The 26,920-nt window shown below is 71.0% G+C and carries 26 protein-coding genes; 10 read left to right on the top strand and 16 right to left on the bottom strand.

Features of this window, described 5'->3' with window-relative positions; translation table 11 throughout:
* Positions 1 to 91: 91 nt before the first annotated feature.
* On the bottom strand, positions 92 to 526 hold the full coding sequence (locus P1K89_RS29670; protein WP_284620159.1) for a DoxX family protein: 435 nt from the start codon (positions 524 to 526) through the stop codon (positions 92 to 94).
* Positions 523 to 816, bottom strand: a complete 294-nt coding sequence (locus tag P1K89_RS29665; protein WP_284620158.1) for a DUF4287 domain-containing protein — start codon at positions 814 to 816, stop codon at positions 523 to 525. Before P1K89_RS29665 ends, P1K89_RS29670 begins: the two co-directional genes overlap by 4 nt.
* Before the next feature lie 40 nt (positions 817 to 856).
* On the opposite strand from P1K89_RS29665, the gene P1K89_RS29660 reads away from it, so the two are divergent.
* The 5 genes from P1K89_RS29660 to P1K89_RS29640 all read left to right on the top strand — a co-directional run bounded on the left by P1K89_RS29660 (position 857) and on the right by P1K89_RS29640 (position 4,912).
* The gene (locus P1K89_RS29660; protein ID WP_284620157.1) at positions 857 to 1,486 is read left to right on the top strand and encodes a TetR/AcrR family transcriptional regulator; all 630 of its coding nucleotides are present in this window, start codon (positions 857 to 859) and stop codon (positions 1,484 to 1,486) included.
* A 62-nt stretch (positions 1,487 to 1,548) separates the two neighbouring features.
* The gene (locus tag P1K89_RS29655) at positions 1,549 to 2,223 is read left to right on the top strand and encodes a response regulator transcription factor (RefSeq protein WP_284620156.1); all 675 of its coding nucleotides are present in this window, start codon (positions 1,549 to 1,551) and stop codon (positions 2,221 to 2,223) included.
* A complete protein-coding gene (locus tag P1K89_RS29650; protein ID WP_284620155.1) occupies positions 2,210 to 3,619 on the top strand; it encodes a sensor histidine kinase in 1,410 nt (469 codons plus the stop codon). Before P1K89_RS29655 ends, P1K89_RS29650 begins: the two co-directional genes overlap by 14 nt.
* 149 nt (positions 3,620 to 3,768) lie before the next feature.
* Positions 3,769 to 4,473 carry a TerC family protein gene (locus P1K89_RS29645; protein ID WP_284620154.1) on the top strand — a complete coding sequence of 235 codons (705 nt, stop codon included), beginning with the start codon at positions 3,769 to 3,771 and terminating at the stop codon, positions 4,471 to 4,473.
* A gap of 10 nt (positions 4,474 to 4,483) precedes the next feature.
* A complete protein-coding gene (locus P1K89_RS29640; RefSeq protein WP_284620153.1) occupies positions 4,484 to 4,912 on the top strand; it encodes a universal stress protein in 429 nt (142 codons plus the stop codon).
* Positions 4,913 to 5,017: 105 nt separating this feature from the next.
* Here P1K89_RS29640 and P1K89_RS29635 read toward each other — a convergent pair whose 3' ends face one another.
* Positions 5,018 to 5,629 (bottom strand): putative pterin-binding protein, encoded by a 612-nt coding sequence (locus P1K89_RS29635; RefSeq protein ID WP_439898054.1) that lies wholly within the window; start codon positions 5,627 to 5,629, stop codon positions 5,018 to 5,020.
* A 67-nt stretch (positions 5,630 to 5,696) separates the two neighbouring features.
* Positions 5,697 to 8,231 (bottom strand): EAL domain-containing protein, encoded by a 2,535-nt coding sequence (locus P1K89_RS29630; RefSeq protein ID WP_284620152.1) that lies wholly within the window; start codon positions 8,229 to 8,231, stop codon positions 5,697 to 5,699.
* Positions 8,232 to 8,334: 103 nt separating this feature from the next.
* Between P1K89_RS29630 and P1K89_RS29625 the strand changes: the two genes are divergently transcribed.
* Positions 8,335 to 9,825: an ATPase domain-containing protein gene (locus tag P1K89_RS29625; protein WP_284620151.1), complete on the top strand. Its 1,491-nt coding sequence runs from the start codon at positions 8,335 to 8,337 to the stop codon at positions 9,823 to 9,825.
* Between the two features lie 77 nt (positions 9,826 to 9,902).
* The gene (locus tag P1K89_RS29620; RefSeq protein ID WP_284620150.1) at positions 9,903 to 11,390 is read left to right on the top strand and encodes a hybrid sensor histidine kinase/response regulator; all 1,488 of its coding nucleotides are present in this window, start codon (positions 9,903 to 9,905) and stop codon (positions 11,388 to 11,390) included.
* A 33-nt stretch (positions 11,391 to 11,423) separates the two neighbouring features.
* Here the strand turns inward: P1K89_RS29620 and P1K89_RS29615 are convergent, their stop codons facing one another.
* From P1K89_RS29615 to P1K89_RS29565, 11 genes are all read right to left on the bottom strand, one after another.
* Positions 11,424 to 12,992 (bottom strand): hybrid sensor histidine kinase/response regulator, encoded by a 1,569-nt coding sequence (locus P1K89_RS29615; RefSeq protein ID WP_284620149.1) that lies wholly within the window; start codon positions 12,990 to 12,992, stop codon positions 11,424 to 11,426.
* 69 nt (positions 12,993 to 13,061) lie between these two features.
* On the bottom strand, positions 13,062 to 14,315 hold the full coding sequence (locus P1K89_RS29610; protein WP_284620148.1) for an N-acetyl sugar amidotransferase: 1,254 nt from the start codon (positions 14,313 to 14,315) through the stop codon (positions 13,062 to 13,064).
* 4 nt (positions 14,316 to 14,319) lie between these two features.
* Entirely contained in the window at positions 14,320 to 15,093 is a 774-nt protein-coding gene (locus P1K89_RS29605; protein ID WP_284620147.1) for a HisA/HisF-related TIM barrel protein, read from the bottom strand.
* On the bottom strand, positions 15,090 to 15,698 hold the full coding sequence (gene hisH, locus P1K89_RS29600; protein ID WP_284620146.1) for an imidazole glycerol phosphate synthase subunit HisH: 609 nt from the start codon (positions 15,696 to 15,698) through the stop codon (positions 15,090 to 15,092). Before hisH ends, P1K89_RS29605 begins: the two co-directional genes overlap by 4 nt.
* Complete coding sequence (locus P1K89_RS29595) at positions 15,695 to 16,843, bottom strand: N-acetyl sugar amidotransferase (protein ID WP_284620145.1); 1,149 nt, start codon at positions 16,841 to 16,843, stop codon at positions 15,695 to 15,697. Before P1K89_RS29595 ends, hisH begins: the two co-directional genes overlap by 4 nt.
* Before the next feature lie 10 nt (positions 16,844 to 16,853).
* A complete protein-coding gene (pseI, locus tag P1K89_RS29590) occupies positions 16,854 to 17,900 on the bottom strand; it encodes a pseudaminic acid synthase (protein WP_284620144.1) in 1,047 nt (348 codons plus the stop codon).
* A 174-nt stretch (positions 17,901 to 18,074) separates the two neighbouring features.
* Positions 18,075 to 19,796 carry a cation:proton antiporter domain-containing protein gene (locus P1K89_RS29585; protein ID WP_284620143.1) on the bottom strand — a complete coding sequence of 574 codons (1,722 nt, stop codon included), beginning with the start codon at positions 19,794 to 19,796 and terminating at the stop codon, positions 18,075 to 18,077.
* A gap of 80 nt (positions 19,797 to 19,876) precedes the next feature.
* The gene (locus P1K89_RS29580) at positions 19,877 to 21,484 is read right to left on the bottom strand and encodes a M14 family metallopeptidase (protein ID WP_284620142.1); all 1,608 of its coding nucleotides are present in this window, start codon (positions 21,482 to 21,484) and stop codon (positions 19,877 to 19,879) included.
* 2 nt (positions 21,485 to 21,486) lie between these two features.
* Positions 21,487 to 22,449, bottom strand: a complete 963-nt coding sequence (locus P1K89_RS29575) for a Bug family tripartite tricarboxylate transporter substrate binding protein (protein WP_284620141.1) — start codon at positions 22,447 to 22,449, stop codon at positions 21,487 to 21,489.
* Between the two features lie 40 nt (positions 22,450 to 22,489).
* Positions 22,490 to 23,515 (bottom strand): porin, encoded by a 1,026-nt coding sequence (locus P1K89_RS29570; protein ID WP_284620140.1) that lies wholly within the window; start codon positions 23,513 to 23,515, stop codon positions 22,490 to 22,492.
* Positions 23,512 to 24,462 (bottom strand): N-formylglutamate amidohydrolase, encoded by a 951-nt coding sequence (locus P1K89_RS29565; protein ID WP_284620139.1) that lies wholly within the window; start codon positions 24,460 to 24,462, stop codon positions 23,512 to 23,514. Before P1K89_RS29565 ends, P1K89_RS29570 begins: the two co-directional genes overlap by 4 nt.
* A gap of 162 nt (positions 24,463 to 24,624) precedes the next feature.
* On the opposite strand from P1K89_RS29565, the gene P1K89_RS29560 reads away from it, so the two are divergent.
* From P1K89_RS29560 to P1K89_RS29550, 3 genes are read left to right on the top strand one after another with little or no spacing between them, the layout of a single operon-like run.
* Positions 24,625 to 25,377 carry an IclR family transcriptional regulator gene (locus tag P1K89_RS29560; protein WP_284620138.1) on the top strand — a complete coding sequence of 251 codons (753 nt, stop codon included), beginning with the start codon at positions 24,625 to 24,627 and terminating at the stop codon, positions 25,375 to 25,377.
* A gap of 8 nt (positions 25,378 to 25,385) precedes the next feature.
* Complete coding sequence (locus P1K89_RS29555) at positions 25,386 to 25,832, top strand: YiiD C-terminal domain-containing protein (RefSeq protein ID WP_284620137.1); 447 nt, start codon at positions 25,386 to 25,388, stop codon at positions 25,830 to 25,832.
* A 5-nt stretch (positions 25,833 to 25,837) separates the two neighbouring features.
* Positions 25,838 to 26,338 (top strand): GNAT family N-acetyltransferase, encoded by a 501-nt coding sequence (locus P1K89_RS29550; RefSeq protein WP_284620136.1) that lies wholly within the window; start codon positions 25,838 to 25,840, stop codon positions 26,336 to 26,338.
* 10 nt (positions 26,339 to 26,348) lie between these two features.
* Here P1K89_RS29550 and pseH read toward each other — a convergent pair whose 3' ends face one another.
* On the bottom strand, positions 26,349 to 26,918 hold the full coding sequence (gene pseH / locus P1K89_RS29545; RefSeq protein ID WP_284620135.1) for a UDP-4-amino-4,6-dideoxy-N-acetyl-beta-L-altrosamine N-acetyltransferase: 570 nt from the start codon (positions 26,916 to 26,918) through the stop codon (positions 26,349 to 26,351).
* Positions 26,919 to 26,920 lie beyond the last annotated feature (2 nt).

Genomic DNA, 26,920 nt, shown 5'->3' with positions numbered 1-26,920 from the left:
CGACTGTCATGTCCAATCTGATCGTCCAGGTTCCCAATCGAGGGGCGAGATTCTATAGGCCCGCGCGCTGCGGCCGACCAGCAGCCCGGCGTCACGGACGCGGCGACTGCCCGGTCAGCACCTGCAGCAGGCGCGGCTGGCGCAGCACCAGCCCGCCCCACATCACCAGCGCCACGTAAACGCCGAACAGCACGTGGCTGAACAGGGGCGAGCCGATGCGGTAGTGCGTCGCGATCGCGCCACCGAGGAAGCCGGTGAGGTAGATCGCGCCCAGCACCGCCGTGCGCGGCACCGCATGCAGCACCGCGCCGATCAGCAGCAGCAGACCCAGCGGCACGACGGCGGTCGCCGGCCAGCCGATGTCGACCGTGCCCTGCATCACCGGCGCGAGGCGGAACAGCTTGCCCGCCGCGTCGAGCAGGAAGAACAGCGTGGCCAGCGCCGACAGGCCGATGCCGATGCGCCGGCGCAGCCGCGCCGGCGCGGCATCGATCGCCGCGGTGGCTGACAGGCCCCCCGCGCTCACCGGACCCTCCGCTGCGGCGCCTTGCTTGCGGCGGTGGGTGCCGGCCGGGATGTTGTCTTGCGTGCCGCCTTGGGTGCGGCCGCTGGCAGCCAGCCATTGCGCCGGAAGGCCTCCCAGACGGCCATCGCATGCCCATGGCCGAGTCCGCTGTGCTGCTTGAGCCAGTCGACGAAGACCATCGTGCGCGTGTCCGGCCCGAGCACGCCGGCGGCGACCGCCTCGTCGTGGAAGTCCTTCGGCGTCTTGCCGGTCTTCGCGTGGATGTTGCTGATGTAGGCTTCGAAGGTCATCGCGGCTCCCGCATATTGAATGTAGTTGACTGTATTGAATATGGCAAACACTGGCAAGCGGTCCTATGCATCGGCGCATCGCGACGCGGCGGCCGACCGCACCCGGGCGAAGGTGCTCGACGCCGGTCGCTTCCTGTTCTCGCGCAAGGGCATCGACGCGACGACGATCGCGCAGATCGCCGAGCGCGCGGGGGTGTCGGAGGCGACCGTCTACGCCACCGTCAAGTCGAAGTCCGGCCTGCTGAACGCGCTGATGCGCGGCGCGATGTTCGGCCCGCGCTTCCAGGCCGCGCAGCAGCGCCTGGCCGGCGTCGAGGACGCGGTCCAGCGCATCGCGCTGACCGCCGAGGTCGCGCGTGCGATCTACGAGGGCCAGAGCGCCGACCTGAGCCTGCTGATCAAGGCCTCCGCCTTCTCGCCCGAGTTGCGCAAGACGCAGCAGGCCTTCGAGGCCCTGCGGCGCGAGATGCAGCAGGCGCGCATCGACGCGCTGTTCCGCGCCGGGCGCGCGCGTCCCGGTCTCGACCCCGACACCGCAGCCACGCTGATGTGGCTGTACACCGCCCGCGAGATCTACACGAAGCTGGTGCACGAGTCCGGCTGGACGCCCGACCGCTACGAGACCTGGTTGCGGCAAACGCTGCTGGCGGCGCTGACCGACGGCGGCTGAAGCCGCGCGGCCCTCCGCTACGATCGGCGCCACGGCCGGCTGCGGCCGCGGACATCGAGACGATGCGCATCCTGCTGGTGGAAGACGACAAGGTGCTGGCCGACGCGCTGTCGCGCGCGCTGGTGCAGTCCGCCCATGCGGTGGACACCGTCGGCACCGGCGAGGAAGCCGACCGCGCGCTGGCGCTGGGCATCTACGACCTCGCGATCCTCGACATCGGCCTGCCCGAGCTGTCGGGGCTCGACGTGCTGCGCAACCTGCGCGCGCGCCGCTCTACGGTGCCGGTGCTGATGCTGACCGCCTTCGACACGCTGGAAGACCGGGTGCGCGGCCTCGACCTCGGCGCCGACGACTACCTCGCGAAGCCCTTCGACCTGCCCGAGCTGGAGGCCCGCGTGCGCGCGCTGCTGCGCCGCGGCAGCAACAGCACGCCCTTCCTCGAGCACGGGCTGCTGCGCTTCGACACCGTGGGCCGCCGCGTCTTCTGGGACAAGCGGCCGATCGAGCTGTCGCCGCGCGAGCTCGCGGTGCTGGAGCTGCTGCTGCTGCGGCGCGGCCGCGTCGTCAGCAAGGAGCAGATGGTCAACCACCTCTACGGCTGGGCCGACGAAGTCGGCGACAACGCGATCGAGGTTCACGTGTACCGGCTGCGCAAGAAGCTCGAGCCGCTGGGCTGCGAGATCCGCACCGTGCGCGGCATGGGCTACCTGCTGGACCATGCCGATGACGCGGCCTGAGCCGCGGCTGCAGCGCAAGCTGCTGGCCTGGCTGCTCGGGCCGCTGGTCGTGCTGCTGGTGCTGGACACCGCGGCGGCGTGGTGGAACTCGCAGCGCTTCTCGAACCTGGCCTACGACCGCGCGCTGCACGAGATCGGCCGCGAGATCGTGCTGCACGTCAAGGCCGACGGACCGCGGCTGACGCTGGAGCTGTCGGAGGCGGCGGCCAAGATCCTGCTGCTCGATCCGGAGGACCGGCTGCACTACCGCGTCAGCGCGCCCGACGGCCGCCTGCTCGGCGGCGATGCGCAGCTGCCGCCACCGCGCCAGGCCGCGCCGGCGAAGCCACGCTTCTACGCCGACGAGGTCGGCGGCGAGCCGGTGCGCATGATGGTCGCGCAGCTGCCGCTCGATGCCGGCGCGGGCGCGCCGCTGGTGCAGGTGCAGGTGGCCGAGACGCTCAACAAGCGCCGCCGGCTCGCCTGGGAGATGGTGGCCAACGTCGTGCTGCCGCAGCTGGCGCTGATCGTGGCCGCCACCGCGGTGGTGTGGTTCGGCGTCTCGCGCGGGCTGCAGCCGCTGCAGCGCCTGCGCCATGCGGTGTCCGACCGTTCGCACCTCGACCTGAGCCCCATCGCCACGCACGACGTGCCGGGCGAGGTGCGGCCGCTGGTCGACGAGGTGAACGACCTGATGGCGCGCCTGGGCCGCACCTTCGACTTCCAGAACCGCTTCGTCGCCGATGCCGCGCACCAGCTGAAGACGCCGGTCAGCGGCCTGAAGGCGCAGATCGAGATGGCGCTGCGCGAGACCGACCCCGAGCGCGTGCGCCATTCGCTGGCGCAGCTGTACATCAGCGCCGACCGCCTGTCGCGCCTGGTGCGGCAGCTGCTCTCGCTGGCGCGCAACGAGCCGGGTGCCCTGGCGTCGATGCAGCTGCGGCCGCTGGACCTCAACGCCTTCGCGCTCGAGGTCAGCATGGACTGGGTGCCCGAGGCGCTGAAGCATCGGATCGATCTCGGCTTCGAGGGTGCCGATGCACCGCTGCAGATCGACGCCGACCACGACCGGCTGCGCGAGCTGATCAACAACCTGATCGACAACGCGGTCCGCTACAGCCGTTCCGGCGGGCGGGTGACGGTGCGGGTCGAACGCAGCGCGGGCGGCGACAGCGCCGCGCCGCAAGGCCGGCTGGCGATCAGCGACGACGGCCCCAGCATCCCGGTCGAGGAGCGCGCGCGCATCTTCGAGCGCTTCCACCGGCTGCTCGGCACGCAGCAGGACGGCAGCGGGCTGGGCCTGGCCATCGTCAGCGAGATCGCCACCCTGCATGGCGCCCGCATCACGCTGGAAGAGGACACCGACGGCATCGGCAATACCTTCAGCGTGTTCTTCCCGCTGCGGTCGGCGGCCTGAGCGGGACCGGCCGGTCTGGCACTGTCAGCTGGCTGACAGCTTCGCGCCAACTGGCTGACAGCGCGGCGGCAGTAAGGCGACAGCGCGGCTCCTTAGCCTTCACGAGGTGGAACCCGAGGGGGGTTCCGTGGCCTTGCCGAGGAGTCGCCGTGTCCTTTCTGTCCAGTCCTGATTTCTGGGTCGCCCTGGCCCAGATCATCCTGATCAACATCGTGCTCAGCGGCGACAACGCCGTCGTCATCGCGCTCGCGTCGCGCTCGCTGCCGCCGCACCAGCAGAAGCAGGCCATCCTGTTCGGCAGCATCGGCGCGATCGTGCTGCGCATCGTGCTGACGTTCTTCGCCGTCTACCTGCTGACCCTGCCCTACCTGAAGCTGGTGGGCGCCGCGCTGCTCTTGTGGATCGGCATCGGCCTGCTCAAGGGCGACGACGGCGAGGAGCACCTCGAAGGCCACTCGAGCCTCGCCGCCGCGGTCAAGACCATCATCGTCGCCGACCTCGTGATGAGCCTGGACAACGTGATCGGCGTCGCCGCCGCGGCCAAGGGCAATGTGCCGCTGCTGGTCTTCGGCCTCGTCATCAGCATTCCGCTGATCATCTTCGGCAGCACGCTGATCCTGAAGCTGATGGGCCGCTTCCCGGTGATCATCACGCTCGGCGCCGGCCTGCTGGGCTGGGTGGCCGGCGAGATGGCGATGAGCGATCCGGCGATCGCCGGCTGGGCCGCGCAGCAGCACGCGCTGCACAACGTGGTGCCGGCGGCCGGCGCGGTGCTGGTGGTGGCGGTCGGCAAGTGGCTGCTGAGCCGCCAGCCGCAGCCCGACGACGCCGCGGGCCAGGCCGAGGCTGCCTGAGGACCATGGCATGAAACACATCCTGATGCCGATCGATCCGGCCCAGCCGGCGCGCACGCGCTCGGCGATCGACGAAGTGCTCGGCATGCGCCGCGACGAACCGGTGACCGTGCACCTGCTGCGCGTGCAGCCGCGTGTCACCAGCCACGTGGCGATGTGCTTCCGGCCCGGCGAGCTGCAGGCGATGCAGCAGCAGGCCGGGGCCGAGGACCTGCAGCTCGCGCAGGGCCTGCTGGCTGCGGCCGGGCTGCCGTTCACCAGCACCGTGCGCATCGGCCGCAGCGCGCCGACGATCGTCGAGACCGCGCGCGAGCTCGGCTGCGACCGCATCGTCTTCGGCCGCGACGAACCGGGCCTGACCGGCCGCCTGTTCGGCTCGCTCGCACAGCAGGTGCGCCAGCTGCTCGGCGGCGCCGGCGTGCAGGTCAGCGGTTCCTGAGGCCGTCGCCACCGACGACAGGCCGGAGCCATTGAACGACAGGCCGGCGCCATCGAACGACACGCCGGAGCCTCCGCGGGCCTCCCCGGCCCGCCCTCGTCGGCTTCACCCGGCCTGGACGTCGATGTGGTACAGGCCCCAGGGGCACAGCCCGAAGCGCTGCTTCAGCGGCTTGTCCTTGAACGGCGACACGGTGTCGGCCTCGTAGACGGCCCACTGCGGCCCGAAGCCGCCCAGCGCCATCGGCCGGCCGTCGATGTGCGTCGCGACGATCATCCGGTAGCGCGTCGCGTCGGCCAGGCTCAGGCCCACGTTGTAGCCGTCGACCGCGCGCAGCCCCAGCTTCACCGGCGTGCCGCTGCCCACTCCGGCGGCGGCCAGCACGGTGGCCAGCAGCGGGCCGCGCAGCTCGTGCACCTTGGCGTCGTACTCCAGGGTCGGCTTGATGGTCACGGCCGGCAGCTGCGCCAGCGCCGCGGCATCGAAGGCGAACGCCTTGTCGAACTGGATGCCGTGCTTGCCCATCATCTGGTCGATCACCGGATCGAAGGCGCCGCGGTTGCTCTTGCCGACCGCGCCGCTGACGGTCAGCAGCGCCGGTTGCGCGGGCAGCGGCGGCGCTGCGGCGTAGGCCCGCGGCGCCAGCAGCGGCAGCAGGCCGGCGGCGCCCGTGGCGCCGGTCACGGCGAGGAAACGACGCTTGTCGGAAACGGTCACGGCAGGCTCCTGTGCGAAGGAGCCGGCATGCTAGCGCGGCAGCGTAGCGGCCGCGGCGAACGCGGCGTCAGGAGACCAGCACGTCGTCGACGGTCGCCGGATCGGCCGGCCGGTCGAGCACGAAGCCCTGCGCGCGGTCCAGCCCCAGCGACTGCAGCAGGCGCAGCGTCGCGAGGTCCTCGACCGCGGGGGCGATCACCGCCAGGTTCATCGCGTGCGCCAGCTCGGTCATCGTGCGCACCAGCGTCGTGCCGAAGGGGTCGTGCGCCAGTGTCTGCACCAGGCCCGCGTCGAGCTTGACCGCCGAGATCGGCAGCCCGCGCAGCCGGTCCAGCGGCGCGAACCCCCGGCCGAACTCGTCGAGCACGAAGCGCACGCCCAGCGCCGCCAGCGCGTGCATCGTCGGCAGCAGGCGGGTCAGCTGCGGCGCGAGATCGGACTCCTTCAGCTCGAGGTAGAGGCTGCCGGGCGCGAAGGCGCCGTGGCGCGCCAGCATCTCGAGCTTCGACACATAGCCCACGTCCAGCAGCGACGCGGCCGCCACGTTGACGTGGTAGCGGCCCCGCGCGCCGGCACCGGCCGCGATCAGCTGCGCGCCGATTCTTTCGAGCACCCAGGCATCGAGCGCCGGCAGCAGGTTGAAGCGCTCGGCATGGGCGAGGAAGGCCTTGGGCTGCAGCCGCGTGCCGAGGTCATCCAGCCGCAGGAAGACTTCCTGGCCGTGGCGCGCCGCCCGCGCGGCCCGCCGCAGCCCGGCCTCGGCGCCGGCATCGCCGCCGGTCAGCACCTCGCTCGGCAGTCCCGGCAGGTCGACGATGGCCTGGTACTGCAGCACGAAACCGTCGGAATCGAGCGCGCTGCGCAGCCGCTGCGACCAGGACTGGTGCAGCTCGGCCACGGCGCCGGTGTCCGAGCTCAGGTCGAAACGGTGGATGCGGTTGCGGCCCTGCTGCTTGGCGAGCCGGCAGGCGGCGTCGGCGCAGCTCATCGCATAGGCCGGCGATGCGGTGTGGCGATCCAGGTGGATCGCGCCGACGCTGCCGGAGACCTCGAACTCCCGCCCCGCGTGCACGAAGCGGCCGTCGTCGAGGATCGCGCGGAAGGTCTCCGCCAGCGCCAGCAGGCCGTGGTCGTCGACATTGCGCAGCAGTACCGCGAACTCGTCGCCCGACAGCCGCGCGACGGCATCGGATTCACGCGCCCGCGCGTGCAGCTTGCGGCCGATCGAGGCCAGCAGCGCATCGCCGGCGGCATGGCCGGCGCTGTCGTTGATGTGCTTGAAGCGGTCGAGGTCGATGAACAGCAGCGCCGACTGCTCGGTGCTGCGGCGCAGCCGGATCACCTCCTGCTCCAGCAGGTGCTCGAAGTGGCGGCGGTTGAACAGCCGCGTCAGGTGGTCGTGCTGCAGCTGCCACTGCAGCTCGGCCTCGAAGCGCTTGCGTTCGGTGATGTCGCGGAAGGCGACGACCACGCCGGTGCACTGGCCGGCCTGGTACTGCGGGCGCAGGTTGCATTCGACCGCCAGCGGTTCGCCGTCGGCGCGCCAGAACACCGTCTGCCAGTCGCTCAGCGAATCGCCCAGCTCATAGGCATGCTGAAGGAAGCAGGCGTCCGGCCCGACCGGCCGCCCCTGCTCGTCGGCCGGATGGATGCGCTCGTGGGCCAGCTGGCCGACCAGCGCGGCTTCGTCGGCATGGCCGAGCAGCCGCAGCGCGGCGCGGTTCGCGAAACGCACATGGCCGGCGCGGTCGACGCCGTACAGGCCGTCGCCGACCGAGTCGAGGATCAGCGCGAGGCGCTCGCGCTCCTCGTGCAGGCGCTGTTCGCGCTCGCGCAGCCGCGCCATGCCCTGCACCCGGGCGACGAACAGCGCGTTCGACTCGTCCTTGAACATGCACTCGGTGGCGCCGGACTGCAGCGCGTCGCGGATCACGTCGTCGGCGTAGGCCGCCGTCAGGATCGCCAGCGGCAGGTCGGCCGTGGCCGGCAGCGCGCGCAGCGTGCGGCACAGCGCGGCGCCGGTCATGCCGGGCATGAAGTAGTCGATGATGCCGAGGTCGAAGGCCTCGCCGCCGGCCTGCACGCGCTCGAGCGCCTGCTGCGGGTCGTCGCAGGCCGTCACCAGGTAGCCGCGTGACTGCAGCAGCCGCCGGTACTTGGTGCGGCTGGTCTTCGAATCGTCGACCAGCAGCACCTTCAGCGCCGCGCGCGGGGGCGCCGGCGGCGGCCTGCCGGCCAGCGTCAGCACGCTGCGCACGAAGCCGGGCACCTGCTCCGGGAAGATCAGCCGCTCCACGCGGGTGTGAGGGCGCGCCGCCAGCGCCGCGGGCAGCGCGTCGGGGCGCGCACTCAGCACCAGCAGCGCCAGCGCCTGCGCGTCAGGCTGCTGCAGCCGGTCGGCCAGCGCCGCCTGCACGTCCGGCGAAACGCCCTCCCAGCCGACCAGCACCGCCGATGCGCCGAGCGCCAGTTCCTCGTCCAATGCCGCCACCGCCGCGTCGTCGGCATCCACCGAACGCACGACGTAACCGCGCTCGAGCAGCAGGCGCTCGATGGCGCGGCGCAGCGTCGGCGACGGTTCGATCGACAACAGTCGGTGCATGCCTGCCTATCGGACGGGTGGGAAGAATGTTGAGTGTGCTAAAGGTTGCTACAGCGGCATACTGCCGGCCCGTCGTTTGCTGGTGATCTCAGAGGAGCCAGGAATGAAAGGAACGGTTACCAACGGCGGACCACCGGCCATGCACGGCACCGGCGTGCCGGGACTCGACGACGTGCTCGCCGGGGGCCTCACCGCCGGCTGCCTGTACCTCGTCGAAGGGCAGCCCGGGTCCGGCAAGACGACGCTCGCGCTGCAGTTCCTGATGGAAGGCGCGGCGCGCGGCGAGCCGGTGCTGTACATCACGCTGTCAGAGACGCTCGACGAACTGCTCGGCGTCGCGCAGTCGCACGGCTGGGACCTGACCAACGTGCAGGTCCGGGAAATGCTCCCGACGGCGAATGCGCTCGAGCCGGACGAGCAGTACACGATGTTCCATCCGTCGGAGGTGGAACTGGGCCAGGCGACGATGAAGATGCTGGCCGACGTGGAGCAGGTGCGGCCGTCACGCGTGGTCTTCGACTCGCTGTCCGAGATGCGGCTGCTCGCCGGCAACTCGTTGCGCTATCGACGGCAGATCCTGGCGCTGAAGCAGTTCTTCGCCGGCCGCCAGTGCACGGTGCTGCTGCTCGACGACATGACCGCGGGCGAGCGCGACCTGCAGGTGCGCAGCATCGCGCACGCGGTGATCCGGCTCGAGCAGTTGAACTCCGACTTCGGTGCCACCCGGCGCCGCCTGCTGGTCAGCAAGTTCCGCGGCCGCCAGTTCCGCGACGGCTTCCATGACTACAAGATCACGCACGGCGGCCTGCAGGTGTATCCGCGACTGGTTGCCGCCGAGCACGCGCCGCCTCGGACGCAGCAGCGCATCGCCAGCGGCATCACGGCGCTGGACGATCTGCTCGGCGGGGGCATCGAACAAGGCACCAGCACGCTGCTGGTCGGCGCACCGGGCACCGGCAAGTCCACGGTGGCGGTGCAGTTCGCGCTCGCCGCGGCCCGGCGCGGCGAGCACGCCGCGCTGTACCTGTTCGACGAGAGCATCGCGACGCTGCTGACCCGCTGCCAGGGCATGGGCATGGACCTGCGGCCGCATGTCGACGCCGGCCGGATCTCGCTGCGGCAGGTCGACCCGGCCGAGCTGTCGCCGGGCGAGCTGGTGCACGCGATCCGCGACGCGGTGACGCGCCGGCACGCCGCCGTCGTCGTCATCGACAGCCTGAACGGCTACCTCAACGCGATGCCCGACGAACGATTCCTGATCATCCAGCTGCACGAGCTGCTGACCTTCCTCGGCCAGGCCGGCGTCGCGACCATGCTCGTCGGCGCCCAGCACGGCCTGATCGGCATGCAGATGTCGACGCCGGTCGAAGCGAGCTACCTTGCCGACGCGGTGCTGATGCTGCGCTACTACGAGCTCGAGGGCGAGGTGCGCCAGGCGATCTCGATCATCAAGAAGCGCGGCGGCGCGCACGAGCGCACGATCCGGGCGTTCACGATGAGCAACACCGGCATCCACGTCGGTGAACCGCTGCGTCACTTCCGCGGCATCCTGAGCGGCTTGCCGGTGCCGATCGGCGCGGAGAGATCCGGCTGAACGCGCGGACCGGGGCGCTGCCCGTGAACCTCGAACGGCGCGTGCTGCTTCGCGTGGCGACCGGCAGGGACGCCGCGATGGCCGACGCCGTGCTGGCGCAGTCCGGCATCGCGGTGCAGGCCTTCGCCGCGATGACCGATCTGGCCGCCGAGCTGCCGCGTGGCGCCGGCGCGCTGCTGGTCGCCGAAGAGGTGCTGACGCCCCCGGCGCGGGCCCAGCTGACGACAGCACTGGCCGCGCAGCCGCCCTGGTCCGACATCCCCGTGCTGATCCTCGCGCGCCCGGGGGCCGACTCGCCGCTGATCGCCGACGTGATGGCCCAGCTGCCGAACGTGACGGTGATCGAGCGGCCGGTGCGCGTGGCGGCGCTGGTCAGCGCGCTGCGCACCGCGCTGCGCGCGCGCACGCGCCAGTACGAGCTGCGCGCCCTGCTCGACGGCCTGCACCAGGCCGACCGGCGCAAGACCGAGTTCCTGGCCACGCTGGCGCACGAGCTGCGCAACCCGCTGGCGCCGATCAGCACCGCGCTGTCGCTGCTCGCGCATCCGCTGGCCACGGCGGACGACAGCCAGCGCCAGCACGAGGTCATGCGCCGGCAGGTCGACCACATGGTGCGGCTGGTCGACGACCTGCTCGAGGTGTCGCGCATCACCCGCGGCAAGGTCGACCTGCAGCGGCTGCCGGTGCCGCTGGACGCGGCCATCCGCGATGCGGTGGAGCTGAGCCGGCCGCTGATCGATGCCGCGAAGCACACGCTGCAGGTGACGATGCCGGACGATGCGCTGATCGTCGACGGCGACCTCGTGCGCCTGACGCAGGTCTTCTCGAACCTGCTGAACAACGCCGCGAAGTACACGCCCGCCGGCGGCCGGGTGGCGATCGACGCGCGCCCCGACGGTGCCGACGCGCTGGTCGAGGTCGTCGACAGCGGTGTCGGCCTCGACGAGGACATGCTGGAACCGATCTTCGACATGTTCGTGCAGGTGGGGGGCGCGGCGCGCGCGGCGCAGGGCGGCCTCGGCATCGGGCTGACGCTGGTGAAGAGCCTCGTCGAGCTGCATGGCGGCCAGGTCAGCGCGCGCAGCGAGGGCCGCAATCGCGGCTCGACCTTCAGCGTACGGCTGCCGTTGTCGCGCCAGGCCGGACAGGTCGCCGCGGCCGAGCACGCGCCCGCCTGGGAGGCGGCCAGCGTCCCGCACAGCATCCTCGTCGTCGACGACAACCGCGACGCCGCCGACAGCCTGGCCGAGCTGCTGCGCGCCCTGGGCGCCACGGCGTTCGCGGCCTACAGCGGCGCCCAGGCCCTGCAGTTGGCCGCCGAGCGGCGCCTGGACGCCGCGGTGCTCGACATCGGCATGCCGGGCATGGACGGCTGCGATCTCGCACGCCGCCTGCGCGGCTCGCCGGCGCATTCGGCGATGCTGCTGATCGCGCTGACCGGCTGGGGCCAGGAAGCCGACAAGCAGCGCATCAACGAGGCCGGTTTCGACCACCACATGCTCAAGCCCGCCGATGCGGCCGCGCTGATCGGCGTGCTGCAGGCGCACCCGCGCAACGGCGGATAGCGGGCGCCGGACGGCGCCGGCTTCGAGGCGGCGTCAGCTCGCCAGGTCGTCCAGCAGCCGCCGCACCAGGCCGTTGAGCTCGTCGACCGAGCCGCCCTTGGAGACCACCCGGCGCACGCCGAGCTTCTCGGCGTCGGCGCGCACGCGGTCGGAGACATAGCCGGACAGGATCACCACCGGCAGGTCGGCGCGGATGCGTACCAGGTCGGCGGCCAGGTCCAGCCCGTTGCGCGCGGGCATGTTGAAGTCGGTGATCACCAGGTCGAAGCCGCCGGGCGCGGCCCGCACCGCATCGAGCGCGGCGTCCGGGTCGCGGTGGCCGGTGGCGCGCAGGCCCTGGCGCTCGAGCAGCGCGAGCATCAGCGTCATCACCGTCTCGTCATCGTCGACGTAGAGCACGTGGCGCGGCGTGCGGCCGGCCTCGGTGGTGCATCGCTCCGGCGCGGCCTGGACGCTCACCTTGTCCGTCAGCGGCAGCAGCAGGTGCACCGTCGTGCCCTGCCCCGGCAGGCTCTCCACCTGCACCAGCCCGCCGTGCGCCGAGACGATGCCGTGCACCGCCGACAGCCCCAGGCCGCTGCCGCGGCCGGCCTGACGCGTCGTGAAGAACGGTTCGAAGATGCGCTGCAGCGTCGCGCCGTCCATGCCGCGGCCGCTGTCGCGCAGCCACAGGCGCGCATACGGCCCTTCGGGCAGCGCGTCGGCGAACGCATCGAGCTTCGTGCGGCGGTCCCAGCGTTCCAGGCCCAGCTCCAGCCGGCCCGGCTCGCCGTCGAAGGCTTGCACCGCATTGCGCCACAGCTGGTCGAGCACGTGGTGCAGCTGCGCGGCATCGGCCAGTGCGGCGAAGGGTTCGTCGGCCAGCACCAGCTGCAGTCCGACGCCGGCCGGCAGCGTCGCCGACAGCCGCTCGAGCGCCTGCTCCACCAGCCCGCGCAGCGCCAGCGGCCGCAGCTCCGGCGCGAAGTTCTTGCCGAAGGCCAGCACCTGGCGCACCAGCTCGCCGGCGCGGTGCCCGGCCTGGTTGATCTGCTGCAGCCGCGCGGCCGCCGGATGGCCGGGGCCGAGGTCGTCGAGCGCCAGCGCGGCGTTGCCGAGCACGGTGGCGAGGATGTTGCTGAAGTCGTGCGCGATGCCGGCGGCCAGCGTGCCCAGCGCTTCGAGCTTCTGCGATTCGCGAAGACGTTCGGTCAGCTGGCGCTGGTGATCCTGCAGCTCGCGCTGCTGGGCCTCGGCGGCCTTCTGCGCGGTGATGTCGCGCACCACCGCGTAGATCTTCTGCTCGGCGATCACCGGGAACGCGTTCCACGACACCCAGCGCCAGCCGCCGTCCTTGCACTGCAGCCGGTTCTCGAACTGCACCGCGGCCTGGCCGGCGAACAGGCGCTTGCCGGCCTCGCGCGTCGCGCGCAGGTCATCGGGATGAACAAGCTCACGCCAGGTCACCTTCAGCAGCTCGGCCTCGCTCCAGCCGAAGGTGCGCATCCACGCCGGGTTCACCTGGTCGAAGGTGCCGGAGAAGTTCGCGACGACCAGCATGTCCACCGACAGGGCGAACAGCTTGTCGCGGTCGATCTGCTTGAGGGTGGGATCGTCGCTCACCGGGGACGGCTTCAGGTGGTGGACGGGCCATGCGGCGGACGCCGCACGCAGCGAAGGGGCAATGATCGCTCAGGCCGGGTAGCCCTTGCCGACGACGATGTAGCCGGGCTTGCCGTCGTGCGCAAGCTCGTCATTGGCGATGAAGCTCGCTGCGCCGCCGAGGTCGCTCGGCGTGTACGCCGGATCTTCCTGGAAGCGCGTGCTCCAGCCGGTGAACGCGTACTCGCCGGGCGACGTGGCAGACCAGTGCGCCGGGTTGCGCCAGCGGTCCATCATGAACTGCAGGCCGCTGCGGTCGAGGCCGAGCCATTCGCAGAACTTGTCGACATGCTGCAGCGGCTGCTGCTCATGCCGCTTGACCAGCGCGATCGCCTGCTCGCGCGTGAGGCGGCCGTGGCGGATCTCGCGGCAGGCGTGGTCGGTGACCTTCGAATAGCCGTGCTTGTAGAGCTTCAGCTGGTCGTGCAGGTCCATGAAGTTCCAGCAGTCGACGTGGTCGTAGGTATCGAAGGTGCGGGCGAAGCGGGCCGAGCGGTAGTCGAACCGCTCGACCATCTGCTCGTGCTGCGCCTTCGGGTCCCAGCGCACGAAGTTGCCGAGGTAGATGCCGCGCACGCCGATGCCGTTCAGCGCCGCGTCGTCGGGATAGCGGTACTGCCAGATGTCCTCTTCCTTCAGCGTGTCGAAGGTGGTCAGCAGGTCATCGGCCTCGTAGCCCATCAGGTCGTGGTCCTTGCGGTAGCGCCGGGTCATCTCGACCTCGTGCTCGTGCGAGAACATGCCCACCTGCTCCAGCCCCTGGTGCGCGCCCCAGATGATCAGCGGCACCTGGTAGCGCACCGCCGTCTGCACGGGAAACACGGTCTGCCCGGCCAGGCAGTGCCAATAGAGGCTGCCGAATTCGCGCAAGGTCGTGCGCACGATCTTCTTCACCGAACGCGGGTTGACGTTCTGGTAGAAGATGTCGCAGTCGAACTTGATCCGAAGATTCGCGAGGTTGCGGATGCCCAGGCTGGTATTGAAGTACTTGTTGTAGGTGACCAGCAGCGGGTTCAAGCCCAGCTTGTGCTTGACCAGGTGCACGATCCAGTACGAATCGTTGGCGCCCGACACCGGCACGATGCAGTCGTAGTTCTTCGCACCGGCGCTGCGGTACGGCGCGACCAGCTTTTCCAGCTTGTCCCAGCGCGCCGCCCAGTCGAGCGTGTCCTTCTCCTCGTGGATGCGGCAGCCCGAGCAGATGCCCTCGGCATCCAGCGTCAGCCCGAGCGCGTGGTCCGGCGTGTAGAGGCAGCGTTTGCAGCCCAGGCGCGCGTAGGTCATGGTCTCAGGCCCACGCGGGTTGCGCGTACGTCGGCGGCCGCAGCGGCAGGCCGAGCAGCTGCTGCTTGAACTGCTGCACCGCGTGCTCGCGATAGCTCAGGAAGTTGCCGACGCCGGCAGCGACGACGTTGCGGCGCTCCAGCACCGCGCGCAGCTGGTCGGCATCGCTCAGGCCGCCGAAGGCGATCAGCGGCATGCCGGCGATCGGAAAGCGGTCGAGCAGGCGGGTGTCGAAACCTTCGCGCTGGCCTTCGTGCTTCCAGTCGATCACCAGGGCTTCCGAGATCGCGCCGGCCTTCAGCACGGCGGCGGTCTCGGCGCCGATGTCGGTCGAACGGCCGACGCGGTGGTCCAGCCAGGCGATCTTGCCGTCGTTCAGCGCCAGCGGCAGCACCGCGATCAGCGCCTGCGCGCCCAGCGGCCCGGCCAGCGCGGCCGCGGTCTTCGGATCGTCGCGCAGCAGCGTATCGACACCGATGCGCTCGGCCCCGGCCTGCACCGCGGCGACACCTTCTTCGACCGTGCGGATGCCGCCGACATAGATCAGCGGCGTCGACAGGCCCTTGCGGCTGATGCGCTCCAGCAGCTTCAGATCCGGACCGAGGTCGCCGCGCGTGCGGTCGATGCACTGCACGAGGATCTCGTCGGCACCCCAGCGGTCGAGGTTCTCGATGACGACCTCGGGCTTGCCCATCGGCAGGTGGCGCTGGAAGCCCATCGACTGCACGGCCCAGCCGTCCTTGACGGTCACCACGCCCACCAATCGCTTCTTGATCACTGCACCAGTCCTTCGATGACGTTCTTGAGCAGCTCGCGCCCGGCGATCTGGCTCTTTTCCGGGTGGAACTGCAACCCGACGATGTTGCCGCGGCGCACGGCCACGGTGAAAGGAGACTCCAGTCGCGAGACGCAGACGCGGTACTCCGCGGGCGCCTCGAAGACATAGGAGTGGTTGAAGTACAGCGACTTCGCGTCGCTGGGCTTCAGCAACGGCTCGTCGCCGAGCACCTCGATGGTGTTCCAGCCGATGTGCCAGCGCGCGTCGCCGAGCGGCACCACCTGGCCGGGGATCAGGCCGAGGCCGGAGGTCAGCCGGTGTTCGCTCGACGTCTCCGCCAGCAGCTGCATGCCGAGGCAGATGCCGATCATCGGCTGGCCGCGGCGCGCCTGGTTCTGGATGAAGTCGACGAGACGGTGCTGGTGCAGCGCGGCCATCGCGGCGGGGAAGGCGCCGACACCGGGCAGGATCATCACGTCGGCCGCCGCCAGCGTTTCCATGTCGCGCGTGATGCGGCAGCGGTAGCCGAGGCCGGTGAGCGCGCGCGAGACCGACGCGATGTTGCCCGCGCCGTAGTCGACGAGGCCGGCGGTGATGCGCTTCATGCCGCCATCTCCAGCACCGGCATGCCGACGCCGACCGTGAACTTGCGCGTGATGCGGCCGTCGGGGTGGATGTCGAAGAGGCGCCGGTTGGTCGCCGCATGCACCTGCGCCCAGAAGGCGGCCACGGTGATGCCGAGGTAGTCGCAGTACTTCGCGATGTACTCGGGCGCGCAGGCATCGTCGAACTGCTCGACGAGCTTGATGCCTTCGTCGCGCGACAGCCGGCCGAGGCGGATCTCCTCGTTCACGTAGTCCGTCGTGCGGCCGAAGCCGAACTTGTAGTACTTGATCATCTGGTTGATCGGCGTGAAGTCCTCGTCCAGCGCGGTCACGCCGTAGAGGTCGCCGGTCTTGCCGACGCGGTCCGCGCGGATCTCCAGGCCGTCGCCGCAGGAGTACATCGCGTTGTTCACCAGCGACCAGTCGCCGAGGAACCAGCCCAGGTAGATGATCTGCAGCCCGGAAGCGAGGAACTCCTCGCTCTGCGGGTAGTTGTAGGGCAGCAGTTGCTGCGGCGTGTAGCCGCCGTCGAGCATCCACTGCGTGCCCGACGACAGCGTGTTCATGTGGCGCAGGTTGTTGCCGTCGTAGCCGGTCTTGCCCAACGTCTTCAGGTCGCCCAACTGCAGCGCGGGGTTCTCGCCCCACAGGATCAGGTCGATGCCGTAGCGCAGCGCGATCTGCGGCACCGCGGAAAAGAGCGCCAGCTCGGTGGAGCGGAAGGAGTTCGTGAACTTCGCGAAGCCGTCGCGCTTCAGGTCCTTCCAGGTCTTCGGCGCGGGCGCGGAGACGACCACGTCGAAGCCCAGCTCGATCAGGTTGGACAGGTTGGCCATGCCGCGCTCGGTGGCCTGCTCCGGCGGGTAGCTCAGGCAGACCAGCAGCGGGTTGATGCCGAACTTGTCGCGCACCCACATCGCCTGGCGGGTCGAGTCCTTGCCGCCGGAGACGCCGATGATGCAGTCGTGAAAGACGCCGGGCTTGCGCTTGCGGGATCCGAAGAGGTCGCCCAGGATGTCGATGCGCTCCTGCCAGTCGACATGCCGGATCGCCTCGACGTAGTCGCAGGCCGGGCAGATGCCGGCGGCGGAGAAGACTGTGTTCGGGCGCGTGTCGGGCTGGACGCAGCGGCAGCAGTATTTCATCGCGGCCCCTTCAACCCTTCAGCAGGGCCCAGTCCAGCGGCGTGCCGCGCGCAATCGACTTCACCGCGCGCATGCCCAGCACCGTGTCGAAGTACTTGGGCGCCAGGCCCATGCCGGGCCGGATCGCGCGCACGTTGTCGGCGCTGAAGGCTTCGCCCGGCTGCATGTCCTTGACGACGTACAACGAGCGCCGGTAGGCCAGCGACTTCTCTTCGGCCGCGGTGCCGCCGAAGACCACGCCGCCCATCGCCTGCCAGGCGCGTTCGCTCTCGATCCGCAGCAGCTTCAGCTCCTGCGGTTCCAGCGAGAAGGTGGAGTCGACGCCGCCGTCGGCGCGCGCCAGGGTGAAGTGCTTCTCGATCACCGTGGCGCCCAGCGCGACCGCGGCGATGGCCGCGCCGCAGCCCATCGTGTGGTCCGACAGGCCCACTTCGCAGCCGAAGGTCTGGCGCAACACGGGAATCGTGTTGAGGTTGGTGTTCTCGGGGGTCGCCGGGTAGGTGCTGGTGCACTTGAGCAGCACGATGTCCTTCGCGCCGGCAGCGCGCGCGGTTCGCAGCGTCTCGTCGATCTCGGCGACCGAGGCCATGCCGGTCGAGATGATCATCGGCTTGCCCGTGGCCGCCACCTTGCGGATCAACGGCAGGTCGGTGCACTCGAAGGACGCGATCTTGTACGCGGGCACGCCCAGCGTTTCGAGGAAGTCGACCGCCGTCTCGTCGAAGGGGGTCGAGAACGCATGCAGGCCGCGCGCCGCGGCGCGCTCGAAGATCGCCGGATGCCAGGCCCACCGCGTGTGGGCCTCGTGGTACAGATCGAACAGCTGGCGGCCGGCCCACAGGCTCTTCGGATCGTCGATCACGAAGCCGGGCGCGGTGGAGTCCAGCGTCATCGTCTCGGCGGTGTAGGTCTGCAGCTTGATCGCGTCGGCGCCGGCATCGGCCGCCGCGTCGACGATCGCCAGCGCCCGGTCGAGCGACTGGTTGTGGTTGCCCGACATCTCGGCGATCACGTAGGGGCGGTGCTCGCGGCCGATGCCGCGGTGGGCGATCTTCATGCGCGGGCTCCGGTGACGATCGGGAAACGGACGAGCTGGGCCATGGCCGAGGGGACTCCTGGGAGGTTCGCCCATCATCGGCCAGCGCGGACGCCGGCATGCGCGGAAAAAAGGGGGATTCGGGCGCCGGTTCCGGGCGCTGCGGCCGCTGCCGGGGACCGGCCCGCGCCCCGGTCAGGCGGCGCGCGGCTGGGCCGGCGCCGGCGTCTGGCCGCGGCCGCTGTGCTGCACGTCGGCCAGCATCGCCTCGGCCAGCGCCTGCTCGCCGAGGAAGACGCGGGTATTCGGTATCGCCGCCAGCAGCCGCCCTTCGGCCTCGTCGTGGCAGCGCAGCACGATGCGGATGCCCGGGTTCAGCGTGCGCGCGGTCTCGATCATCGCGGCGGCGCCGACGGTGTCGGGCGTCGCAATCACCAGCACGCGGGCTTCGGCGACGTGGGCCTGGATCAGCACCGCCGGATCGGCGGCGTCGCCGGCCACCGCGGCGAGGCCCTGCGCGCGCAGCCCCTCGACGCGCTCGCGGTTCTGCTCGGCGATGACGAAGGGCGTGCCGGCGCGCAGCAGCGCTTCGGCGATGTGGCGGCCGACCCGGCCATGGCCGACGATCACCACCTGGCGCTTCAGGAAGGCCTCGCCGGTTTCCAACGGCAGCTCGGCCAGCGGGTCGTCGCGGGCCTCGAGCCGGCGCGCCAGCGCCGAGCGGTCGCGGACCCAGCGCTGCACCGGCTCGATCAGCGTGAACACCAGCGGGTTCAGCGTGATCGAGATCAGCGCGCCGGCCAGGATCAGGCTCTGGCCCTCGACCGGCAGCAGCTTCAGCTGCACGCCCAAAGCGGCGAGGATGAACGAGAACTCGCCGATCTGCGCCAGGCTGGCCGACACGGTCAGCGCGGTGTTCAGCGGATAACGGAACAGCAGCACCAGCACGCCGGCGGCGATCGACTTGCCCAGCACGATGATCGCCACCACCGCCAGCACCTGCAGCGGCCGCTCGACCAGCACGCGCGGATCGAACAGCATGCCCACCGAGACGAAGAACAGCACCGAGAACGCATCGCGCAGCGGCAGCGACTCTTCGGCCGCGCGCTGGCTGAAGGGCGATTCGCGCAGCACCATGCCGGCGAAGAAGGCACCGAGCGCGAACGACACGCCGAAGAGCTCGGCCGAGCCGTAGGCGATGCCGACCGCCGCGGCGACCACGCACAGCGTGAAGAGCTCGCGCGAGCCAGTCTTCGCCACCAGCCACAAGAGCCACGGGAACAGGCGCCGGCCGACGATCAGCATCAGCGCGACGAAGGCGCCAACCTCGAGCAGCGTGCGGCCGAGGGCCTGCCAGAGCGGCGTGGCGGCGCCCTGCCCCGCAGCACCACCGAGCGGACCGGCCAGCGCCGGCAGCAGCACCAGGACCAGCACCATCGCGAGGTCCTCGACCACCAGCCAGCCGATCGCGATGCGCCCGTTCATCGTCTCGAGCGCACCGCGCCCCTCGAGCGCCTTCAACAGCACCACCGTGCTGGCCACCGACAGCGCCAGCCCGAACACCAGCCCGGCACCCAGGCTCCAGCCCCAGGCGGCACTGACGCCGATGCCCAGCGCCGTCGCGACGCCCATCTGCACCACCGCGCCGGGCAGCGCGATCTTGCGCACCGCCATGAGGTCGGCCAGCGAGAAGTGCAGGCCGACACCGAACATCAGCAGCATCACGCCGATCTCGGACAGCTGGCTGGCGATGCCGACGTCGGCGACGTAACCCGGCGTCGCCGGGCCGAGGACGATGCCGGCCAGCAGGTAGCCGACGAGCACCGGCAGCTTCAATCGCGCGGCGACGAAGCCCAGCACCAGCGCGAGACCGAGCGCGGCGGCGAGCGTGGTGATCAGCGGGAGGTCGTGGTGCACCTCGCGTTTATAGACGAGCGGTGAGGCCGGATCGCACGAGGCCCCACGGCCGGGGCCGCGGCGCGCCCATGCCCGTCACTTCACGGCGCCGCGAGCTGGCCCGGCTCGGGCCGCTTCATCACCCGGCGCAGCCGCGCCGCATCCGGGTCCAGCAGGTGGTTGGCGGCGAAGCTGTTCTGGCTGTCCGGCTCGAGTGCCGCGGCGATCAGCCCGGCCAGCGGCTGGTCGAGCGGCACATAGACCAGGCCGGCGTCCACCGCTTCGTCGGCGGCTTCGGTGCGCACGCGCAGCAGGCGCAGCGGCGGGCCGTCGCCATCGTCGATCGCGCCGCGCGCATCCTGGCGCTGGCCGCCGGCTTCGGCGGACACGACATACCGTTCGACCGACCAGCGGCCGGCCGCCGCGCTGCGCTGCCAATGCGCACCGAGCAGGCGCAGGCGTTCCAGCGCCGCCGGTGCCGCCGCCGCATCGAAGAGGTAGCCGCAGGGCCGCGGCCGTGCACGCTCGACCTGCAGCGGATCGGCGGCGCGCCACTCGACCTCCACCGGCACGTCGGCACCGGTGCGCACGTCGACGAGCACGAGCTGCCGGCGCGCGGGTGAATGGCGCGCGGCGATCACCAGCTCGCCGCCGCAGGCGCGCGTGGCCGTGTCGCGGCCGGCCTGCTCGATGAGCGCGAGCAGCCGCGGCCCCAGCGCCGCGGCGGTGTCGATCACGCTGCTCGCGGCCACCACGTGCGCATGCACCCGCCGCGCCAGGTGCGCGCGCCCCAGGCCGACGCCGCGCACCTCGACCAGCAGGCTCACCGCCGGCCGCAGTCCCGCGACGTTGCGGCCGGTGTCGGGCTGCACGCCGCCCATCGACACCACGCGGTCCTGCGGATCGGACGAGCCGGTCTGGTAGTCGTCGTGGCCGAGGCCGTGCGACGTCCACGCGGCCTGCACACGTTCGGCGAACTCGCGCCGCGTCGCCGCCGCGAGGCCGGGGTCGAGGTTGCCGACGGTGGCCGGCTGCAGTTGCGCGTCGACCCGCTGCAGCCCGCCGAACTTCGCGATCCAGCGCCCGGCGACAGTGAACTCGTGCAGGTCCAGCACCACCTGCGGCCGGTACTGCGCGATCACCTCGGCCACCGCGCGGCCTTCCGGCGTGCGCAGCAGCAGGTGGTCGCGGTTGACGTCGATGCCGTTGGCCGTCGCGCGCTCGAAGGCTTCGGCGCCATCGGGGTTGGCGCGCGGCATCAGCAGCAGGTTCACCCGGTCGAGCAGCGCGGCGCGCGGGCCGGCGAACAGCTGCGCCAGCGCCAGCACCGCCTCGCCGCCGGCCGGTTCGTTGCCGTGCTGCTGGCCGATCACCAGCACCGTCGGCAACGCCGGGTCGATGCGGCCCTGGCCGGTCAGCACGAGCAGCGGCACCGGCCGGCCCCGCTGCGAGACGCCGGCCTGCGTCAGCTGCAGATGCCTCGACCCGGCCGCGAGGCGATCGGCGAAGGCCAGCGCCTCGGCCAGCGACGTGAAATCGGTGCGGTCCTCGAGGAAGGCCGGCGTGTCGTAGCGCAGCGGCGGATCGGGATATCGCGCGGCGACGGCCGGGGCCTCGCGCACCACCTTCGCCGGGTCGAACTGCGCGACGGCGCCGGTGGCCGCCAGCAGCGCGGCCAGGAACGCCAGCACGCCAAGGGCGCGGCCCACGATCAATCCTCGATCTTCAGATTGCGCTCGCGCACCAGCTTGGCCCAGCGATGCTGGTCCTGCTGGATGAACTGCGCGAGCTTGGCCGACGAGGTCGGCGCCGGCTCGTTGCCCTGCTCGACCAGCAGGCGCTGCACCTCGGCGTCGGCGAGCGCGCGCTGCAGGTCGTCGCTGAGGCGGTCGACGATGGCCTGCGGCGTCTTCGCCGGCGCGAACAGGCCGTACCAGATCGTGTATTCGAAACCCGGCACGGCGGCCTCGGCGATCGTCGGCAGATCCGGCAGCGAGCGGGCGCGCTGGCTGCTGGCCACCGCCAGCGCGACCAGCTTGTTCGCCCGCACATGGGTCAGCACGCTGGGGATCGCATTGATGCCGATCTGCACCTGGCCGCCGACCAGCTCGATCACCGAGGGCGCCCCGCCCTTGTAGGGCACGTGGACCATGTCGGTGCCGGTCATCGCCTGGAACATCTCCATCGCCAGCTGGTTCGGGCTGCCGATGCCGCTGGAGCTGAAGTTCAGCTCGCCGGGCCGCTTCTTCGCCAGCGCGATCAGGTCCTTGACCGACTTCACCCCGAGCGAAGGATGCGCCAGCAGCACCGGCGGGTTGGTGACCAGGCGCCCGACCGGCACGAGGTCGCGCTGCGGGTGGTACGGCAGCTTGCTGCGCAGCAGCGGGCCGGTGACGATCTGCGACCCGGCCGCCAGCAGCAGGTGGTGGCCGTCGGCGGGCGCGGCGGCGCCGGCCTTGATCGCGTGCACGCCGGCGCTGTTCTCGACCAGCACCTGCTGCTTCCAGGTCTCGCCGAGCTTCTTCGCGACCACGCGCATCGCAGCGTCGGCCGCGCCGCCGGCCGGGAACGGCACGATCACCCGCACCGGTCGCTCCGGAAAGTCGCTGGCACGCGCGGCGCCGCCAGCGGCCATCAACGCGGCGGCGAGCATGAGGAGGTGGCGCTTGTTCATCATGATGATCCCCGCAGTGTGAACCGGCCTCGCGAGGGCGTCAGAAGACATGCTTGATGCCCGCGCCGATCGCCCGCACCCGCACGTCGGACTTCGTCGAGTCGATGCCGTCGCTGTCGGCGAAGGCCTGCAGTTCGGTGCGCTTCGACAGCGCATAGAGCCAGGCCGCCTGCCAGCGCTTGCGCTCGCCGCTGCGGTTGGCCTGCACGTCGCGCTGCAGCAGGTTCAGCACCACGCTGTGCTGGCCCCGCTTGGCGAGCGCACCGACGATCGCGAACTTCACGTCGCGCCGCGTGCTGGCGGTGGCGCGGTAGCGGTCGACGCCGAACAGCACATAGGGCTCGATGTCGCCGGCATCGAAGCGCAGGCCGGCCTGCCACTTGTCGTCGAGCTCGTTGGTCTTCAGGCCGCCCGAGCGCGCGTCCTTTGCATAGCCGAGCCCGGCGATCACCGGGCCGGCGCGGTACAGCACGCCGAGGTCGAGCGAGCGGGCATCGTCTTCCGCTTCGGCGGCAGTGCCGGCGCCCCGCCAGTAGTAGCGCGCCATCAGCTCGGCCCCGCCGAAGGCCGGGCTGCGGTAGCCGATGGAATTCGACGTGCGGTTGCGCGAATTGAGCATCGAGGTGCCGATCGCCGTCGCCCCGGCGTCGTTGGCCGCGAAGGTGGTGATCGCAGTGACCTGCGAGTACAGCGGCGAGCCGGTCGGGTTGCCGGAGTCGAGCCGGCCGAGCGCGAGGGTGCCGAACGCGCCCCCGAGCGCGACGTAGGAGTATCGGTAGGCGGGACTGGTCAGCTCGCCCGAGTCGGCGTTGAAGCCCATCTCCAGGCCGAACTGCGCGCGCAGGCCGTCGCCCAGGTCCTCGGTGCCGCGGAACGACAGCCGCGACGCGTTGTCGCGCAGTTCCTTCACGGCGCTCTGGTGGCCGGTCTGCACGCGGTTGACGGTCAGGCGGATCTGGCCGCCGACCTGCACGGCCTGGGCCTGCGCGATGGTGGGCAGCGCCAGCGCGGCGGCGGCGAGGGAACAGGCGACGGGCCAGGATCGGCAAACGGGGAACGGCTTCACGCGCGGACTCCAGTGGGTGGGTGGGAGGTGACGGGGGAGGTGGTCGAGGAACCGGGCGGGCACGTCCGCTTCAGGCGCTCGCCCAGCGCGCCGGCGAGCTCGGCCTCGAGCCCGCGCACGAAGCGGCCGAGGTCGAGCACCAGGTGCGCGAAGCCGGCATGGCGTTCGCAGCGCAGCTCGTCCATGTAGAGCGAGCGCTTGACCTCGATCTGCAGGCTGTGCCGGCCCTCGGCCGGCCGGCCATGGCGGCGCACCAGCTCGCCACCGCGGTAGGGGTCGTTGATGCCGACGCTGTAGCCCAGGCCACGCAGCGCCTTCGCCACCCAGCCGAGCAGCTCGCCATCGCAGGTGGCGCCGTCGAGGTCGCTGACCACGAGGTCGGGCCGCGGGCGGCCGTTGTCCTCGTTCATCGCGTTGCCCACGGTCTTCATCGAGTGGCAGTCGATGTGCACGCTGAAGCCCCAGCGCGCATGCGCGGCCTCGACGAGCTGGGCGAGGCGCACGTGGTAGGGGTCGTAGCAGCGCGCGATGCGGTCGCGCACCTCGTCCACCGCCAGCGGCCAGGCGGCCATCGGCACGCCCGGCAGCACGTCGCGGCGGATCAGGCCCATGCCGCGCGCCGAGGTGGCCGCCGGGTTCAGCGGCGTCGGCCACGGCGCGGCCAGCAGCGCGGGGTCGAGGTCGTCGCGGGCCCGGTTGGCATCGATGTAGGCCCGGTGGAAACGCGCCGCGAGCAGCGGCGCGCGGCGGCCGATCGCGGCGACCCAGAGCTCGTCGACCCAGGCATCCCAGCTGGTGTCCAGCTGTTCTGGCGTGGCGATGGTCGGCGTGCCGTCGGCCGGCCAGTGGCGCCAGCTGTGCGGCGAGTCGAAGACCAGCGGGCCGTGCACCGGCTCGGTCGGGCCGATGACGGTGAACGATGCGGCAGGATCGGGGGGACGATTCATGGGGTCCGGCGGTGGTCTCGCTGCTTGTCTCTGGTCGATCGTCTTGTACGGCGTTTTGTGGTGCGTTTCGTTGAGCGATACGACGTCACGATATACGAAACATTGTGCGCCAGTCCCGCGGACGGCGCAAGCGCCCGCGTGGCCCGACGCACAATCGCCGCGATGGAATACACGGTCGCTGCCGTCCACGAAGCCCTGCGTGTGCTGATGCACGTCGCCCATGCGCCGGGCCTCGGCGTCACCGAGCTCGCGCGCCGCTCGGGCAATACCAAGGCGCGCGCCTTCCGCCTGCTGTCGACGCTGGAGCAGTCCGGCTTCGTGCAGCGCGGACCGACCGACACCGACTACGTGCTGGGGCCGATGGCGCTGGTGCTGGGCCTGGCGGCGCAGGAGCAGGTCAGCCTGGCGCGGCTGGGCCGCAGGCACCTCGAGGCGCTGGGCCAGCGCTTCGACGAGAACGTGCAGATCCGCGTGCGCGACGGGCTCGAGTCGGTGACGGTGGCGAAGTGGGATTCCTCGCAGGGCGTGCGCGTGCACAGCGAGATCGGCGTGCGCCGCGCACTGCATGCCGGTGCGTCCGGCAAGCTGCTGCTGGCCTTCGCGCCCGAGGCGCTGCAGAGCCAGGTGCTCGACGGCCCGCTCGACCGCTTCACCGCGCAGACGCCGTCGCAGAAGACCAAGCTGGCACGCGAGATCGCGCAGGTGCGCGAGCAGGGCTACGCGGTGTCGAAGGGCGAGGTCTTCGGCGGTGTCGTCGCGGTTGCGGTGCCGGTGCTCGACGCGCGCGGCGAGGTCATCGCGGCGCTCGGCATGTCGATTCCCGAGGTGCGCGCGCCGGACGACCTGTCGCCGCAGATCCATGCGCTGACCGGCGCCGCGCAGGCGCTGTCGCGCGAGCTGGGGTGGCCGGGTTGAGCGCCGCGATGATCCCCGACGACCTGCAGCGCTACCTGCACGAGCACATCCCGCTGTCGCGCGCCATGGACGTCAGCGTGCTGCACGCCTCGCCCGAACGCATCCTGCTGCAGGCGCCGCTGGCGCCGAACATCAACCACCGCGAGACCGCCTTCGGCGGCAGCCTCTCGGCGCTGGCGATCCTCAGCGCGTGGTCGCTGCTGCATGTGCGGCTGGCCGCGGCCGGGCCGGTGCCGCGGCTGGTGATCCAGCGCAATGCGATGCACTACGAAGCGGCCGTGCTCGGCGACTTCACGGCCGAGGCGCTGGCACCCGATCCGGCCGCCTGGTCTTCGTTCATCCGCATGCTCGACCGCAAGGGCAAGGCGCGCATCGCCGTCGCATCGACCGTTCGCACCGGCGATGCCGTCGCCGGCCGCTTCGACGGCGAGTTCGTCGCGCTCGCATCGCACTGAATTCGATGGGCTTCACGATCCGCCGCCATCAACCCGACGACTGGGCCACCGTGTGGCCGCTGCTGCGGGACACCTTCGCGTCCGGCGACACCTACGCCTTCGCGCCCGACAGCACCGAGGCCGAGATTCATCGCGCGTGGATCGAAGCGCCGCAGTCGACGTGGGTGTCGGTGGACGAGGACGACGGCACGCTGCTCGGCACCTACATCCTGAAGCCCAACCAGCCGGGGCTCGGCGGGCACGTGTGCAATTGCGGCTACGTCGTGGCGCCGGCGGCGCGCGGCCGCGGCATCGCTTCGGCGATGTGCGCGCACTCGCAGGACGAAGCGCGGGCACGGGGCTTCCGTGCGATGCAGTTCAACCTCGTCGTGTCGACGAACGACGGCGCGGTACGGCTGTGGCAGAAGCTCGGCTTCGCCATCGTCAGCACCCTGCCCGGCGCCTTCCGGCATGCGCAGCGCGGCTACGTCGATGCCTACGTGATGTTCAAGACGCTGGTCGATTGACCGACCGGGCTCAGGCCCGGTGCTCGATCTCGATCGGCGTGTAGGTCCACTTCTCGCGCGTGGCGTCCCACTCCGATTTCAGGATGCCCATGCGCACGACGTCGAACCACTCGCCGTTCTTGCGGATGTGCTGGCGCGCGATGCCCTCGACCTTGGAGCCGAACTTCTCGTGCAGCGCGACGACGCGGTCGTTGAAGGCGAAGACCTCGCACCAGAGCTTGTTCAGGCCGAGCGTGTCGAACACGTAGGCATAGACGCTGAGCTCCAGCGACTTGGCCAGGCCGATGCCGCGTGCGCTCGTTTCGCCGAGGTAGTAGGCCCAGGCGCAGCGCTGGTTGACCGGATCGATCTCGGACAGGCTCAGCACGCCGATCGGCGCCGGCGTGCCGGCGTCGTCGACCGACTCGATGATCCACACGCGGTCTCGATCGGACACCGCGATGCGCTCGAACCACGCGCGTTGCTGCTCGGGCGTGATCTGCGGATCGGTGTACATGTACTTCGTGACCTCGGGCAGCATGCGCCACTGCCGCACGCGTTCGCAATCGTCTTCGCGCATCAGGCGCAGGCGGTAGCTCATCG

This window comes from Aquabacterium humicola, assembly GCF_030167915.1.
GTDB classification, from domain to species: Bacteria; Pseudomonadota; Gammaproteobacteria; order Burkholderiales; family Burkholderiaceae_C; genus Pseudaquabacterium; species Pseudaquabacterium humicola.
This window is presented reverse-complemented; position numbering and strand designations above follow the sequence as displayed.

What these genes read in the sequence shown, in the direction of transcription:
- P1K89_RS29630 (WP_284620152.1), bottom strand. Translation starts at nt 8,231, where the DNA reads ATGCACCGACTGTTGTCGATCGAACCGTCGCCGACGCTGCGCCGCGCC.
- P1K89_RS29620 (WP_284620150.1), top strand. Translation starts at nt 9,903, where the DNA reads ATGGCCGACGCCGTGCTGGCGCAGTCCGGCATCGCGGTGCAGGCCTTC.
- P1K89_RS29610 (WP_284620148.1), bottom strand. Translation starts at nt 14,315, where the DNA reads ATGACCTACGCGCGCCTGGGCTGCAAACGCTGCCTCTACACGCCGGAC.
- pseI (WP_284620144.1), bottom strand. Translation starts at nt 17,900, where the DNA reads ATGAAGATCGCCCACCGCGGCATCGGCCGCGAGCACCGCCCCTACGTG.
- P1K89_RS29640 (WP_284620153.1), top strand. Translation starts at nt 4,484, where the DNA reads ATGAAACACATCCTGATGCCGATCGATCCGGCCCAGCCGGCGCGCACG.
- P1K89_RS29565 (WP_284620139.1), bottom strand. Translation starts at nt 24,462, where the DNA reads ATGAATCGTCCCCCCGATCCTGCCGCATCGTTCACCGTCATCGGCCCG.
- P1K89_RS29550 (WP_284620136.1), top strand. Translation starts at nt 25,838, where the DNA reads ATGGGCTTCACGATCCGCCGCCATCAACCCGACGACTGGGCCACCGTG.
- pseH (WP_284620135.1), bottom strand. Translation starts at nt 26,918, where the DNA reads ATGAGCTACCGCCTGCGCCTGATGCGCGAAGACGATTGCGAACGCGTG.
- P1K89_RS29660 (WP_284620157.1), top strand. Translation starts at nt 857, where the DNA reads ATGGCAAACACTGGCAAGCGGTCCTATGCATCGGCGCATCGCGACGCG.
- P1K89_RS29665 (WP_284620158.1), bottom strand. Translation starts at nt 816, where the DNA reads ATGACCTTCGAAGCCTACATCAGCAACATCCACGCGAAGACCGGCAAG.
- P1K89_RS29575 (WP_284620141.1), bottom strand. Translation starts at nt 22,449, where the DNA reads ATGAACAAGCGCCACCTCCTCATGCTCGCCGCCGCGTTGATGGCCGCT.
- P1K89_RS29560 (WP_284620138.1), top strand. Translation starts at nt 24,625, where the DNA reads ATGGAATACACGGTCGCTGCCGTCCACGAAGCCCTGCGTGTGCTGATG.
- hisH (WP_284620146.1), bottom strand. Translation starts at nt 15,698, where the DNA reads ATGAAGCGCATCACCGCCGGCCTCGTCGACTACGGCGCGGGCAACATC.
- P1K89_RS29650 (WP_284620155.1), top strand. Translation starts at nt 2,210, where the DNA reads ATGACGCGGCCTGAGCCGCGGCTGCAGCGCAAGCTGCTGGCCTGGCTG.
- P1K89_RS29655 (WP_284620156.1), top strand. Translation starts at nt 1,549, where the DNA reads ATGCGCATCCTGCTGGTGGAAGACGACAAGGTGCTGGCCGACGCGCTG.
- P1K89_RS29595 (WP_284620145.1), bottom strand. Translation starts at nt 16,843, where the DNA reads ATGAAATACTGCTGCCGCTGCGTCCAGCCCGACACGCGCCCGAACACA.
- P1K89_RS29555 (WP_284620137.1), top strand. Translation starts at nt 25,386, where the DNA reads ATGATCCCCGACGACCTGCAGCGCTACCTGCACGAGCACATCCCGCTG.
- P1K89_RS29625 (WP_284620151.1), top strand. Translation starts at nt 8,335, where the DNA reads ATGAAAGGAACGGTTACCAACGGCGGACCACCGGCCATGCACGGCACC.